This window comes from Rhodanobacter sp. FW102-FHT14D06 (genome assembly GCF_043950705.1).
Lineage (GTDB): Bacteria > Pseudomonadota > Gammaproteobacteria > Xanthomonadales > Rhodanobacteraceae > Rhodanobacter.
Map to the genome: position 1 here is coordinate 3,795,296 of NZ_CP170722.1, position 12,957 is coordinate 3,808,252.

12 protein-coding genes, 1 tRNA gene and 1 other RNA gene are annotated in these 12,957 nt (G+C 67.4%); 3 read left to right on the plus strand and 11 right to left on the minus strand.

Features of this window, described 5'->3' with window-relative positions; all coding sequences use genetic code 11:
- Positions 1–7 precede the first annotated feature (7 nt).
- The 8 genes from ACFCQI_RS17150 to ACFCQI_RS17185 all read right to left on the minus strand — a co-directional run bounded on the left by ACFCQI_RS17150 (position 8) and on the right by ACFCQI_RS17185 (position 5,002).
- Positions 8–352: a histidine triad nucleotide-binding protein gene (locus ACFCQI_RS17150; RefSeq protein WP_395118650.1), complete on the minus strand. Its 345-nt coding sequence runs from the start codon at positions 350–352 to the stop codon at positions 8–10.
- Positions 353–389: 37 nt separating this feature from the next.
- Positions 390–989, minus strand: coding sequence for a recombination mediator RecR (recR, locus tag ACFCQI_RS17155; protein ID WP_395118652.1), 600 nt, complete (start codon positions 987–989; stop codon positions 390–392).
- Between the two features lie 103 nt (positions 990–1,092).
- Positions 1,093–1,416, minus strand: coding sequence for a YbaB/EbfC family nucleoid-associated protein (locus ACFCQI_RS17160; RefSeq protein WP_395121393.1), 324 nt, complete (start codon positions 1,414–1,416; stop codon positions 1,093–1,095).
- Positions 1,416–3,077: a DNA polymerase III subunit gamma/tau gene (dnaX, locus tag ACFCQI_RS17165; protein ID WP_395118654.1), complete on the minus strand. Its 1,662-nt coding sequence runs from the start codon at positions 3,075–3,077 to the stop codon at positions 1,416–1,418. The genes ACFCQI_RS17160 and dnaX overlap by 1 nt, the downstream gene beginning before the upstream one ends.
- Before the next feature lie 82 nt (positions 3,078–3,159).
- An RNA gene (gene ffs / locus ACFCQI_RS17170) (signal recognition particle sRNA small type) lies at positions 3,160–3,256 on the minus strand.
- A gap of 50 nt (positions 3,257–3,306) precedes the next feature.
- A tRNA-Ser gene (locus ACFCQI_RS17175) sits at positions 3,307–3,399 on the minus strand.
- A 116-nt stretch (positions 3,400–3,515) separates the two neighbouring features.
- Positions 3,516–4,274 (minus strand): MBL fold metallo-hydrolase, encoded by a 759-nt coding sequence (locus ACFCQI_RS17180; RefSeq protein WP_395118656.1) that lies wholly within the window; start codon positions 4,272–4,274, stop codon positions 3,516–3,518.
- On the minus strand, positions 4,271–5,002 hold the full coding sequence (locus ACFCQI_RS17185; protein ID WP_395121394.1) for a 3-deoxy-D-manno-octulosonic acid kinase: 732 nt from the start codon (positions 5,000–5,002) through the stop codon (positions 4,271–4,273). The genes ACFCQI_RS17180 and ACFCQI_RS17185 overlap by 4 nt, the downstream gene beginning before the upstream one ends.
- Positions 5,003–5,077: 75 nt before the next feature.
- Between ACFCQI_RS17185 and ACFCQI_RS17190 the strand changes: the two genes are divergently transcribed.
- Positions 5,078–6,121 carry a glycosyltransferase family 9 protein gene (locus ACFCQI_RS17190; protein ID WP_136257050.1) on the plus strand — a complete coding sequence of 348 codons (1,044 nt, stop codon included), beginning with the start codon at positions 5,078–5,080 and terminating at the stop codon, positions 6,119–6,121.
- 18 nt (positions 6,122–6,139) lie between these two features.
- On the opposite strand, the gene ACFCQI_RS17195 is transcribed toward ACFCQI_RS17190, so the two are convergent.
- Positions 6,140–7,069, minus strand: coding sequence for a LysR family transcriptional regulator (locus ACFCQI_RS17195; RefSeq protein ID WP_136257049.1), 930 nt, complete (start codon positions 7,067–7,069; stop codon positions 6,140–6,142).
- 239 nt (positions 7,070–7,308) lie between these two features.
- Between ACFCQI_RS17195 and acnA the strand changes: the two genes are divergently transcribed.
- Positions 7,309–10,062 carry an aconitate hydratase AcnA gene (acnA, locus tag ACFCQI_RS17200; protein WP_395118658.1) on the plus strand — a complete coding sequence of 918 codons (2,754 nt, stop codon included), beginning with the start codon at positions 7,309–7,311 and terminating at the stop codon, positions 10,060–10,062.
- Positions 10,063–10,147: 85 nt separating this feature from the next.
- Here the strand turns inward: acnA and ACFCQI_RS17205 are convergent, their stop codons facing one another.
- A complete protein-coding gene (locus ACFCQI_RS17205; RefSeq protein WP_395118660.1) occupies positions 10,148–10,594 on the minus strand; it encodes a hypothetical protein in 447 nt (148 codons plus the stop codon).
- A 144-nt stretch (positions 10,595–10,738) separates the two neighbouring features.
- On the opposite strand from ACFCQI_RS17205, the gene ACFCQI_RS17210 reads away from it, so the two are divergent.
- Positions 10,739–12,424: an AMP-binding protein gene (locus ACFCQI_RS17210; RefSeq protein WP_395118662.1), complete on the plus strand. Its 1,686-nt coding sequence runs from the start codon at positions 10,739–10,741 to the stop codon at positions 12,422–12,424.
- Between the two features lie 70 nt (positions 12,425–12,494).
- On the opposite strand, the gene ACFCQI_RS17215 is transcribed toward ACFCQI_RS17210, so the two are convergent.
- Positions 12,495–12,863: a PilZ domain-containing protein gene (locus tag ACFCQI_RS17215; protein WP_395118664.1), complete on the minus strand. Its 369-nt coding sequence runs from the start codon at positions 12,861–12,863 to the stop codon at positions 12,495–12,497.
- Positions 12,864–12,957 lie beyond the last annotated feature (94 nt).

Consider the following 12,957-nt stretch of genomic DNA (forward strand, 5'->3'; position numbering starts at 1 on the left):
GCGCCGGTCAGCCCGGCGGCCAATGCATGCGGCGTCCGGCCAGCAGATGGACATGGATGTGGAAGACGGTCTGGCCGCCATCCTCGTTGCAATTGATCACGGTGCGATAACCCTGCTCGGCGAAGCCTTCCTGCTTGGCGTAGGCCGCGGCGGCCAGCAGCAGTTTTCCGAGCAGGGCCGCCTGTTCCGGAGTCGCGTCGTTGAGCGTCGCCAGCGACTGCCTGGGAATGAACAGCACGTGCACCGGTGCCTGCGGATTCAGATCGCGGAAGCCCAGGACCTCGTCGTCCTCGTAGACGATGTCGGCGGGAATCTCGCGGCGGACGATCTTGCTGAAAATGGTATCGCTCATGCTTGACTCCCTCGATCCGGCGGCGCGGTGGCCGTCATCAGTCCAGTATCTGGCGACCGCCGAACGCATGCGCCAGCGTGCTGCGGTCGACGTATTCCAGTTCGCCGCCCAGCGGCACGCCGTAGGCCAGCCGGGTCGGGCGCACGCCACCGGCACGCGCCAGCTGCGCGAGGTAGTGCGCGGTCGCGTCACCTTCCACGGTGGGATTGGTGGCGATGATCATCTCCTCGATCTCGCCCTCGTCCAGGCGCCGGGTCAGTTTCGCCAGCCCCAGTTCTTCCGGCCCGAGCCCGTCCAGCGGCGACAGCCGGCCCATCAGCACGAAGTACTGGCCACGATAACCGGTGGCCTGCTCGATCGCCGCCAGTTCGGTCGGCGACTCGACTACGCACAACACCTGTCGATCACGACTGGCACTGGCGCACAACGCGCACAGCGGCTCCTCGCTGAAATTGCGGCAACGCTCGCAGTGGCCGATCTTCTCCATCGCCTGCGCCATCACCCGCGCAAGCCGCGACCCGCGCTCGCGCTCGCGCTCAAGCAGATGAAACGCCATCCGCTGCGCACTCTTGCCACCCACGCCGGGCAGGCAGCGCAGCGCCTCGATCAGTTCGGCAAGAAGTGGGGAGCTGTTCATGGGCCCTTGGCGGCGAATGGGGAATCGGGAATGGAGAGTCGGGAAAGCACGGCTCGCTGGCTCCCGCGCCTGGTCTCGCGATTCCCCATTTCCGATTTCCGGCTCAAAACGGCATCTTGAACCCGGCCGGCAGGTTCATCCCGGCGGTGACGCCGCCGAGCTTGTCCTTGCTGGCCTGGGCAACTTTGTTGACGGCGTCGTTCACGGCGGCGGCGACGAGGTCTTCCGCCATCTCGGGGTCGTCGGCAAAGGTCTGCCGGTCGATCTGCACGCGGCGCACTTCATGCGCGCCGGTCATCACCACGCTGACCAGGCCGCCGCCGGCGCTGCCGGTGACTTCGAGTTTCGCGATCTCCTCCTGCGCGCGCTTCATGTCTTCCTGCATGCGCTGCGCCTGCTGCATCAACTGACCGATTTGTCCTCTCATCATCTGGCTCCGGGTTCGTTGCCCAAGGGTTTGACGGATTGCGGCACGACGCGGGCGCCGAAGTCGCGCTTCAGGCTCTGCACCAGCGGATCGTCCTCGATCGCCTGCTCGGCCGCGCTCTGCGCGCTGTCGCGTGCCTTGGCCGCGCGCGCCGCCGGGGTCTGCATGGCGTCGGCCTGGCTCTCGCTGACGAAGCGCAGGCGGATGGTCTCGCCCAGCGCCTGGCTGATGCGATCCTCCATCTGGCTGACCATGGGCTCCACCGCCATGCCCATGTGCGCCGGCTGCAACGCCAGCACCAGGGTCTGGCCGTCACGCTCGCGCAGCACCGCGTTCTGCGCCACCACGCTGAACGGCCCGCGCAGCTGGGCCCGTTCGATCAGCGCCTCCCAATCCGGCCGGCCGCTCGCATCGCGTGCGATCGGCGCGGGCGCCGGGGCCTGCGCGGCGGGCTCGCGCGGTGCTGGCGCGGGTGTCGGCGTGGCAGCGCGAGTATCTGCGGACGGCGGTGCGGGTGCACGCGCGTGCGCCTGGCTCGTCGGCGCACGCGGCGCCATGCGCGCCGCCGCGGGTTCGTCGCCCGGACGGAAAGCGAGCATGCGCAGCAAGGCCATCTCGAAACCGGTGCGGGCGTCGGGCGCCAGCGTGAGGTCGCGCCGGCCCGTCACTGCAATCTGGTAGTACAGCTGCACGTCCTCCGGCGTGATGCGCCCGGCGAGGTCGGCCAGCGCGCCGTCGGCGTCATCCGCTTCCGGCCGGTAGCCGGGAATCAGCTGGATCAGCTGCAGGCGATGCAGCAGGCCGGCGATGTCGTCGAGCACGCCGCCGAAGTCGGGCGAATAGGAGGCGATCTGCGTGCACTCGACCAGCAGCTGCTCGCCGTCGCCCGAAGCCAGCGCCTCCAGTACGCCGAGCACCTGCCCGCGCGCCACGCTGCCCAGCATGGTGCGCACGTCGTCGGCGTGCAGCGCGCCGCCGCCATAGGCGATGGCCTGGTCAAGCAGCGACAGGCCATCGCGCAGCGAGCCGTCGGCGGCGCGGGCCAGCTCGCCGATCGCGCTGTCTTCATAGGCGATGTTCTCGGCACCCAGGATGTGCCGCATCTGGCCGGAGATCTGCTCCGGCAGCAGCCGCTTCAGGTTGAACTTCAGGCAACGCGACAGCACCGTCACCGGCAGCTTCTGCGGGTCGGTGGTGGCGAGCAGGAACTTCACGTGCGGTGGCGGCTCTTCCAGCGTCTTCAGCAACGCGTTGAACGCGTTCTTCGACAGCATGTGCACCTCGTCGACCAGGTACACCTTGAAGCGGCCGCGCGACGGCGCGTACTGCGCGTTCTCGATCACCTCGCGCACGTCGTCCACGCCGGTGTTGCTGGCCGCGTCGATCTCCAGCAGGTCGACGAAGCGGCCTTCGTCCACCGCCGTGCACACCGAACACTCGCCACACGGATCGGCCGACTGCCCGCGCTCGCAGTTCAGCGACTTGGCGAAGATGCGTGCAATGGTGGTCTTGCCGACGCCGCGGGTGCCGGTGAACAGGTAGGCGTGATGCATGCGGCCGGTGTCGAGCGCGTTGGTGAGCGCGCGCACCACGTGTTCCTGCCCCACCAGCTCGGAGAACTTGCGCGGGCGCCACTTGCGGGCGAGTACCTGATAGGACATGACTGCCAACGTGGGGACAAAGGTCGATTGTGCCAAGTCGGCGCACGCAAGTCAGCAAACGTCCGGCCCGAAATGGTGGCGGCCCCGCCAGCCACACCCCGGCACCCGAGTCATTCGCTACCGTTGCTTCCTTCCGGACCTGGCGGAGTTTGCGAACTATCGTCGCGGGGGGACCGACGGGGCCACCATGGACGTTGCACGGCGCTCGCCGTGACTCACTTCACTCAATTGGCGGAGAGGGCGGGATTCGAACCCGCGATACGGGGATAAGCCGTATACACACTTTCCAGGCGTGCTCCTTCAACCACTCGGACACCTCTCCACTTTTCGAAGCAACCCGGCAAGGACGCCCGGATCTTCCTTGCGGGGCATCCCGCCCGACAAAGAAGCGGAAGGATAGCCGCAGGCCCGGATGCAGGCAAGCAAATCGAACGGGAGTCAACCGGCGTCGGCGCGCGGCGCGGCCGGCGCCTGCAACGCGACGCGTTGCCCCGGCGTGGCGATACGGAAACCGCGTGCCGCCAGCGCATCGCCATCGGCCGCGCTGCCGTAGTGGTAAAGAAGCAACTGTCGCTGCAGCGCCTGCGGGTATTCCCGCGCGATGTCGTCGATGCCGGTGTGCGACGGATTGCCGAGCAGGCTGCAGTCGTGGGCGACCAGCGCCGCGCCGCCGGCATGCCGCGCCAGCACTTCCGGGATCGGCCGGGTGTCGCCGGTGTAGACGAAACTGCCCTCCAGCGCCAGGCCGTACGAGGTGCCCGGCACGTGATGGCGGGTGGCGAACACGTCGAACCAGCAGCCATCCAGCCAGAAGCCGCGACTGCACGGCACCAGCTGGAACGCCTCCCAGAAGTTGACTCCGCCTTCGGCCAGCGCACCGGGGTAATCGGCCACCCGCGTCTGCAGCCATGGCACCAGCGCGGCGTGGGTGAACAGGCGCATCCGCCCACGCCGCACGGGATCGAACCAGAGCCGGATGAACAACTGTTCCAGCTCCGCGACATGATCCATGTGGGTGTGCGTGATGAATACCGCGTCCGGCAGCGTGCCGTAGCTCGCCGTATAGCGATCGAGCGTGCCCGGTCCGCAGTCGATCAGCAGCATCGGCTCGCCCGCGCGCTCGAGGACGGCGGCAGAGGCGCCCAGCGCCGTCGCATGCGCGGCGCCCACGCCGAGAAAATGCAGTTGCCAGTTCATGCCGTCAGTGCGCGCTCGTAGCCATGCAGCAGAGGCTGCCAGATTTCGCGCTCGAACGCCTGCTCGCCTGCCGCGGCGGCGCCGAGCTTGAGCAACGACCGGCGCAGCCGCTGCAGGTTCGCCCGGCGCCAACCGGGTGCGGGCGCACGCTGGCGACCGCGGTCGAAGTCGATCAGATGCAGGCCGGCGGCCGAGACCAGGACGTTGTGCGCGTTCAGGTCGGCATGCCAGATGCCGGCCCGATGGAAACGCCCGACCACCGCGCCGACCTCGACCGCAAGCTCGCTGCCGAGGTCACCGCCGGCCAGGCACTCGGCGAGCGTCCGCGCGCCGGCGATGCGATGCGTGATGAGGTCGGCGCGATACAGCAGGCCCTGGCGACGGTAACGCGCGGCGACCGCGCATGGCCCGGGCAAGCCCAGCCGCGCGATCTCGGCAAGCAGCCGGAACTCCCTGAAAGGCCGGCTGCGCCGCGCCCCCAGCCACAGGTAGCGATCGCCCAGCAGTGCCCGTACCAGTCCGCCACGACGATAGTGGCGCAGCACGCACTCGCCGAGCGGGCTCGCGATGATCGCCACGCCGCCGCGGCCGCCGGCCTGCATGCGCAAGGCGCCGCGTTCGCGCCAGTAATCCGGCGCAAACCAGTCGTCGTCGACTTGTGACGATACGGCGGCGTCACACAGAATCGCGCCGTGGGCGTCTTGCTGGATGCGTTCGGGCATCATGATGCCTTGTGACCGGACGCCGATTCTAACCCACACGCCTGCCCAGCCTTCCGCAGGCCCGGGCCAACGACCATCGCGATGAATGCACCTTCCTCGATCTGCCTGCTGCGTACCTCCGCCATCGGCGATGTCACCCATGTCGTGCCACTGGTGCGCACGTTGCAACAGGCGTGGCCGCAGACCGCGCTGACATGGATCGTCGGCAAGCTCGAACGCAAACTGGTGGGCGACCTGCCCGGCGTGGAGTTCGTCACCTTCGACAAGGCCGCTGGCTGGGCCGGCTTGCGCGCGGTGCGCGCGGCCCTTGCCGGGCGACGCTTCGACGCCCTGCTGCAGATGCAGGTAGCGATGCGCTCGAACCTGCTGAGCCTGGCCGTGAAGGCGGATCGGCGCATCGGTTACGACCGCGCCCGTGCGAAAGACCTGCACGGCCTGGTCATCAACGAGCGCATCCCCGCGCGCAACGGCGAACACGTGCTCGACGCGATCGGCAGCTTCTGCGAACCGCTGGGCCTGAAACAGACGCAGGTGCGCTGGGACATCCCGATTCCCGATGAGGCGCACGCCTGGGCCGCCGGGCAACTGCCCGGCGACACGCCCACCGTGCTGGTCAGCCCGGCCTCCAGCCATGCCTTGCGCAACTGGCGGCCGGAGCGCTACGCGGCGGTGATGGATCATGCCGCCTCCCGCGGCTGGCGGGTGGCCTTGATCGGCGGACCGTCCGCATCGGAGCGTGCCATGGCCGACGCGGTGCTGGTCGCCTGCCGGCATGCGCCGCTCGACCTCACCGGCAAGGACACCCTGAAGAAACTGCTGGCCCTGCTCGCCCGCGCACAGCTGCTGCTCGGCCCGGATTCCGGCCCGATGCACATGGCCAACAGCGTCGGCACCCGCGTGCTCGGCCTGCATGCCGCCAGCAACCCGGACCGCTCCGGCCCCTACTCCGATCGACGCTGGTGCGTGAACAAATACGACGAAGCCGCGCGCAAATACCTGGGCCGACCGGCAACGGAGATTCCGTGGGGCAGCAAGATCGAACGTCCTGGCGTGATGGACCTGATCGACGTGGATGCGGTGGTCGAGCGTTACGAGGCGGCCGCGCGCGACCTCGGCCTGGCCTGATCCCCGCGCGTCGACGCGTCAGCCCTTGCCGCTGCGCACGCGCAAGCCCGGTCGCTGTCGTGCCAGCTTGCGCAGCAGGTCGGCGAAGGCATGCAGGTCATCGTGCCAGGGCGAGGCGTCGCGCCAGTACAGCGCGATTTCGCGACCGCCCGCCGAACCCTTGAGCCGCGCCAGCACGATCCCCGGCATCGAGGCGAGCCGCTCGTGCGCCAGCGCCGGCACCAAGGCATAACCTCCGCGCAGGCTGACCAGTGCGGCGAGGCTTTCCAGACTGACGTCCTGCACGTGGCCGCGCTCGCTGCCGTCGAGGCCATCGGCATGGCTTTCCGCCATCAGGATCGCCTCGGCCTGGTCCAGTTGTTCCAGCGCAATGGATGGTCGACCGGCCAGCGGATGATCGGCGCGCAGCATCAGCTCCCACGGTTCGAAGAACAGCGCCCGCGAAGCGATCCCGCTGACGGCCGGTGCCGACGGCGCAAGCACCGCGTCCAGTTCGCCCTCGTGCAGCCTGCGCAACAACCCGCGCGGCTTGCCCTCGGAAATGCCCAGCCGGGCACCGGGGAAATGCTGCGGAAACGGCGCAATCAGATGCGGCAGCAGATACGGCCCCAGCGACGCCGGCAAGCCCAGCCGCAACGCGCCGCCGAAAGCCACCTCGCCGGCGCGGGCGACCTGCTGCAGGTGCTCGGCCGCCACCAGCACCGCATCGATCTGCTGCAACAGGCGCTGGCCGCCGGCGGTCACCACCACCCGCCGCCCGCCACGTTCGAACAGCGGCGCACCGAGCGCCTGCTCCACCTTCTGCACCTGGTGGGACAAGCCGGACGGACTGATGTGCATCGCGCGCGCGGCACTGTTGAAACTGCCGTGCCGATGCACCGCCTGCACCAGCGCGAGGTCGCGCAGCGAGACGGCGGCGAGGTGGGTCGAAATCATCGAACGCTGCATGTCGTCAAAGGCGTTTGTCTGTGGTCGTCAAGGCGGGCATCCTTCAGAGCGCCGCGTGATCCCCCCGGCGTCGCACGCAGTCTAACCGCCGCGGCAGCCCTTCATGCGCCTGCACCGCAGCCTTGCGCAACGCCGGGATGCGGCGTTTGAGCGATAATTCCCTTTTTGCCGGATCGGTCGACCCGTTTCGGCACGCTTGTCAGTCGTCCCAGCCGCAGGATTCAGCCAGGAGCAGCACCATGAAAGACACTTTCGCCACCCGCGACACGCTCGAAGTCAACGGCAGGAAATACGCCTATGCCAGCCTCGCCAAACTGGGCGAGCGCTTCGACCTGAAGCGACTGCCCTACTCGATGAAGATCCTGCTGGAGAACCTGCTGCGCCACGAGGACGGCGTGGACGTGACCTCCCGCGAAATCGAGGCGGTGGCCACCTGGGATGCCGCCAGGGAGCCGGACACCGAGATCGCCTTCATGCCGGCGCGCGTGCTGCTGCAGGATTTCACCGGCGTGCCATGCGTGGTCGACCTGGCTGCCATGCGCGACGCGATGAAGGCGCTGGGCGGTGATCCCACCCTGATCAACCCGCTGTCGCCGGCCGAGCTGGTGATCGACCACTCGGTGCAGGTGGATGTCTTCGGCAGCGAGGATGCGCTGGAGAAGAACGTCGCAATCGAGTTCGACCGCAACCAGGCGCGCTACAGCTTCCTGCGCTGGGGCCAGAAGGCGCTGAGCAACTTCAAGGTGGTGCCGCCGCGCACCGGCATCGTCCACCAGGTGAACCTGGAATACCTGGCGCGGGTGGTGATGCACACCGAGATCGACGGCCAGGCCTGGGCCTATCCCGACACCCTGTTCGGCACCGATTCGCACACCACCATGGTCAACGGCCTGGGCGTGCTGGGCTGGGGCGTGGGCGGCATCGAGGCCGAGGCCGCGATGCTGGGCCAGCCTTCTTCCATGCTGATCCCGCAGGTGGTCGGCTTAAAGCTGTCCGGCCGCCTGCCCGAGGGCGCCACCGCCACCGACCTGGTGCTGACCGTGACGCAGATGCTGCGCAAGCAGGGCGTGGTCGGCAAGTTCGTGGAGTTCTTCGGCCCGGGCCTGCAGCACCTCGCGCTGGCCGACCGCGCCACCATCGGCAACATGGCACCGGAATACGGCGCCACCTGCGGCATCTTCCCGGTCGACCAGGAGTCGTTGAACTACCTGCGCCTGTCCGGCCGCAGCGACGAACAGATCCAGTTGGTGGAGGCGTACGCCAAGGCCCAGGGCCTGTGGCATGACGCCAACAGCCCGGAGCCGGCGTTCTCCGCCGTGCTCGAACTCGACCTCGCCGACGTGAAGCCGTCGATGGCCGGCCCCAAGCGCCCGCAGGATCGCGTGCTGCTGACCGACGTGCAGAAGAACTTCCACGAAGTGGTGGGCCCGCTCACCGCGAATCGGCGCAAGGGCAACGGCGACGTCGACCGTTTCGCCAACGAGGGCGGTGCCAGCGCGATCGGCAATCCGTCCAACGCGATCGGCGAGACCGGCGTGCTGGTGGAACACAACGGCCAGAGCTTCCGCATCGGCGACGGTTCGGTGGTGATCGCCGCGATCACCTCGTGCACCAACACCTCCAACCCGGCGGTGATGCTGGCGGCCGGTCTGGTCGCCAAGAAGGCGGCTGGCCGCGGCCTGAAGGCGAAGCCGTGGGTGAAGACCTCGCTGGCCCCCGGCTCCAAGGTGGTGACGGATTACCTGGAGCAGACCGGTTTGCTGAGCGAGCTGGAGAAGACCGGCTTCTACCTGGTCGGCTACGGCTGCACCACCTGCATCGGCAACTCCGGCCCGCTGCCGGTCGAGGTCAGCAAGGGCATCGCTGACGGCGACCTGGCGGTGGCCGCCGTGCTCTCGGGCAACCGCAACTTCGAAGGCCGCGTGCACGCCGAAGTGAAGATGAACTACCTGGCCTCGCCGCCGCTGGTGGTCGCCTATGCGCTGGCCGGTTCGCTGGACGTGAATCTCTCCACCGACTCGCTGGGCAAGGATGCGCAGGGCAAGGACGTGTTCCTCAAGGACATCTGGCCGAGCAACAAGGAAATCAGCGACCTGATGGCCAGCGCGGTCACCTCGGCCATGTTCAAGAAGAACTACGCCGACGTGTTCAAGGGCGACGAGCGCTGGAACGCGATCGCCTCGCCGGACGGCGCGCTGTACGCCTGGGACGAAGCTTCCACCTACATCAAGAACCCGCCCTACTTCGAAGGCATGACGATGGAGCTGGGCACGGTCGAGGACATCCACGCCGCGCGCTGCCTGGGCCTGTTCGGCGACTCCATCACCACCGACCACATCTCCCCGGCCGGTTCGATCAAGAAGGATTCGCCCGCCGGCCGCTTCCTGATCTCGCGCGGCGTGCAGCCGATCGACTTCAACTCCTACGGCTCGCGCCGCGGCAACGACGACGTGATGGTGCGCGGCACCTTCGCCAACATCCGCATCAAGAACCAGATGCTGGATGGCGTGGAAGGCGGCTTCACCCGCCACATTCCCAGCGGCGAACAGCTGGCGATCTATGACGCGGCGATGAAGTACAAGGAAACCGGCACGCCGCTGGTAGTCATTGCCGGCAAGGAATACGGCACCGGCTCCTCGCGCGACTGGGCAGCCAAGGGCACCCTGCTGCTGGGCGTCAAGGCGGTGATCACCGAGAGCTTCGAGCGCATCCACCGCTCCAACCTGGTCGGCATGGGCGTGCTGCCGCTGCAGTTCAAGGCCGGCGAGAATGCCAAGTCGCTGGGCCTGACCGGTCGCGAGAGCTTCGACATCACCGGCCTGGACAACGGCAACGCGAAGGAAGCCATGGTGACCGCCACCGCCGAGGACGGCAGCAAGAAGCAGTTCAGCGTGCACGTGATGCTGCTCACGCCGAAGGAGCGCGAGTTCTTCCGCCATGGCGGCATCCTGCAGTACGTGCTGCGCCAGCTGGCCGGCCGCAAGGCCGCCTGATCCGGCGACACCGTGACAAGAAAACGCCCCGCTGGCCGGGGCGTTTTCTTTGTGGGGCACCGCAGCGTCGCCTGCGCGCCGGCTGCTAAATCGAACGCTCCCAGCTGGCGGTATAGCAGTGCCAGTCGCCGCCTTCCTCGCGCCAGCCCGAGGTCACCCTGTAGACCCCAAGCCGATCGGGCAGCAGGCGTCCGCCGCTGCTCAGGGTGACCGTGAAAGTCGCCACCATGCGTTCGCCGCGTGGCTCGACGGAGACCGGCCCGAGCAAGACGCCGACGTGTTCGCCGCGCAGCTTCAACAGGCCCACCATCGCCATCAACCGGCGCCGGTCCAGTTCGCCGGCGTTGCCATCGAAGTCCTCGCTCAATGACTCGCCCACGCCGCTGGCCGAACCGGCTTCCGCCGCCTGCGCCGTCGCAGTGATTGCGGCACGTATGCGCTCCTCGTCCGGCGCACGGTGGCAGGCGGCAAGCATCACCACGCACCACAGCAGTGCCGCCGACAGCAGGAAGATTTTTCGCGATCCGATCATCGATGGACTCCATGGCAACGCGGCTTGCCGCCGTGCGCGGGCGTATGCTCCAATGAACCGGCGCATGGGCCATCATGGATGCGTTCGGCATCCTGATTCCACCATCGGCGGCGCCATCACGGAAAACACGGGGAACCCCAGAGCATGAGCAACGAACGTCCCTGGCTGGAACATTATCCGGCCGGCGTGCCCGGTCAGATCGACGTCAACCAGTATGCTTCGGTCCCGGCGGTGCTCGAGGAAGCGTTCACCCGTTTCCGCGATCGTCCCGCCTTCGCCAATTTCGGCCGCCAGCTCAGCTATGGACAGATCGACGAGATGAGCCGCCAGTTCGCCGGCTACCTCACCGGCGTGCTCAAGCTCGGCAAGGGCGATCGCATCGCGATCATGCTGCCCAACGTGCTGCAGTATCCGATCGCGCTGTTCGGGGCGTTGCGCGCCGGGCTGGTGGTGGTCAATACCAACCCGATGTACACCGCGCGCGAGTTGAAGCATCAGCTGGAGGATTCCGGCGCCAAGGCGATCGTGGTGCTGGACAATTTCGCTGCCACGCTGCAGCAGGTGGCAGCGCAGACCCAGGTCAAGCACATCGTCACCACGGGCATCGGCGACCTGCTCGGCTTCCCCAAGGGCGCGCTGGTCAACTTCGTGCTCAAGCACGTCAAGAAGATGGTGCCGGCGTTCCACTTGCCCGAAGCCGTGCGTTTCCGCGACGCGCTGGCCCAGGGCGCAGCGCACCCGCTGCAGCCGGTCACGATGGACCACGACGACATCGCTTTCCTGCAGTACACCGGCGGCACCACCGGCGTGGCCAAGGGTGCGATGCTGACCCACGGCAACATGATCGCCAACATGCTGCAGGCAGCCGCCTGGATCGGCACCGAGCTGGTCAAGCCCGGCAAGGAAGTGATCATTACCGCGCTGCCGCTGTATCACATCTTTTCGCTGACGGCGAACGGCCTGGTCTTCACCCGCCTGGGCGGCCTCAACTGGCTGATCACCAACCCGCGCGACATGCCTGGCTTCGTCAAGGAGCTGGGCAAGTCCGGTTTCACTGCGCTGACCGGCGTCAACACCCTGTTCAATGGCCTGCTCAACACGCCGGGCTTTGCCGAACTGGATTTCTCCCGCCTGCACCTGACCCTCGGCGGCGGCATGGCGGTGCAACGCAAGGTGGCCGAGCGCTGGAAACAGACTACCGGCTGCACGCTCGCCGAAGCCTACGGTCTCACCGAAACCTCCCCGGCGGTGTGCATCAATCCGCTGAACCTGAGGGAGTACAACGGCTCGATCGGGCTGCCGGTACCGTCCACCGACGTGGCAATCTGGTCGGAGGCCGGCCAGCCGCTGCCGGTCGGCGAAGTCGGCGAGCTGATGGTGCGCGGGCCGCAGGTGATGAAGGGCTACTGGAAGCGCGAGGATGAAACCGCCAAGGTGCTCGGCGCCGATGGCTGGCTGCACACTGGCGACATCGCGAAGATGGACGAGAACGGCTACTTCTACATCGTCGACCGCAAGAAGGACATGATCCTGGTCTCCGGCTTCAACGTGTATCCGAACGAAGTCGAGGACGCGGTGATGGCGCACCCCGGCGTGCTGGAAGTGGCCGCGGTCGGCGTGCCCGACGAGCATTCCGGCGAAGTGGTGAAACTGTTCGTGGTGCGCAAGGACCCGAACCTCACCGAGGAAGCGCTCAGGCAGTTCTGCCGCGAGAACCTGACCGGCTACAAGCGGCCCAAGCTGATCGAATTCCGCGACAGCCTGCCCAAGAGCAACGTGGGCAAGATCCTGCGCCGCGAATTGCGCGACGAGAAGAAACCCGCGGGCTGAACCTTCGAACATCCACCTGCAAAAACGCCCGCAATCGCGGGCGTTTTCGTGCAGGCGCGACGGAACCGGCTCAACCGTCCTTCCAGTACTCCAGGATATCGGCGTAACCGCCCAGCAGGTTCCACAGCGGCACCTGCTTGTCCTCCGGAATGCGGCTGTAGGAAAAACCGATGTGATGATCGGAGATGCGCGCGACAGTCGCCTCCAGATGGATATGCAGGTTGTGCCCGAAAATCATGTCCAGCACCCAGCTCTGCCCGGTTTCGCCGGTCCAGCCCAGCGGGCGGCGCAGCAATGCTCCGGTCGCCGAGATATCCACCAGTTCGGTGGGGTGCGACTCGCCATGACGGCTGATCAGCACCGTCGTCTCGATCTGCATGCGCGCCGGACGCAACTTCTCCGGCTCGCCTCGATCATGTCCCTGTTTGTCGATCGCCATCAGTTTTACCGCCTGTCTGCGTTTGCGCCTGCCCGGGGCAGGAACGCACCACCCTCATGTCCGGCGACCGCACCGGCCCCATCGAAACCGGCTG

Excerpts from the sequence above, each read along its gene's own strand:
- recR (WP_395118652.1), bottom strand. The coding sequence starts at position 989 with ATGAACAGCTCCCCACTTCTTGCCGAACTGATCGAGGCGCTGCGCTGC.
- ACFCQI_RS17195 (WP_136257049.1), bottom strand. The coding sequence starts at position 7,069 with ATGCAGCGTTCGATGATTTCGACCCACCTCGCCGCCGTCTCGCTGCGC.
- ACFCQI_RS17180 (WP_395118656.1), bottom strand. The coding sequence starts at position 4,274 with ATGAACTGGCAACTGCATTTTCTCGGCGTGGGCGCCGCGCATGCGACG.
- ACFCQI_RS17150 (WP_395118650.1), bottom strand. The coding sequence starts at position 352 with ATGAGCGATACCATTTTCAGCAAGATCGTCCGCCGCGAGATTCCCGCC.
- acnA (WP_395118658.1), top strand. The coding sequence starts at position 7,309 with ATGAAAGACACTTTCGCCACCCGCGACACGCTCGAAGTCAACGGCAGG.
- ACFCQI_RS17205 (WP_395118660.1), bottom strand. The coding sequence starts at position 10,594 with ATGATCGGATCGCGAAAAATCTTCCTGCTGTCGGCGGCACTGCTGTGG.
- ACFCQI_RS17210 (WP_395118662.1), top strand. The coding sequence starts at position 10,739 with ATGAGCAACGAACGTCCCTGGCTGGAACATTATCCGGCCGGCGTGCCC.
- ACFCQI_RS17215 (WP_395118664.1), bottom strand. The coding sequence starts at position 12,863 with ATGGCGATCGACAAACAGGGACATGATCGAGGCGAGCCGGAGAAGTTG.
- ACFCQI_RS17190 (WP_136257050.1), top strand. The coding sequence starts at position 5,078 with ATGAATGCACCTTCCTCGATCTGCCTGCTGCGTACCTCCGCCATCGGC.
- ACFCQI_RS17160 (WP_395121393.1), bottom strand. The coding sequence starts at position 1,416 with ATGAGAGGACAAATCGGTCAGTTGATGCAGCAGGCGCAGCGCATGCAG.
- dnaX (WP_395118654.1), bottom strand. The coding sequence starts at position 3,077 with ATGTCCTATCAGGTACTCGCCCGCAAGTGGCGCCCGCGCAAGTTCTCC.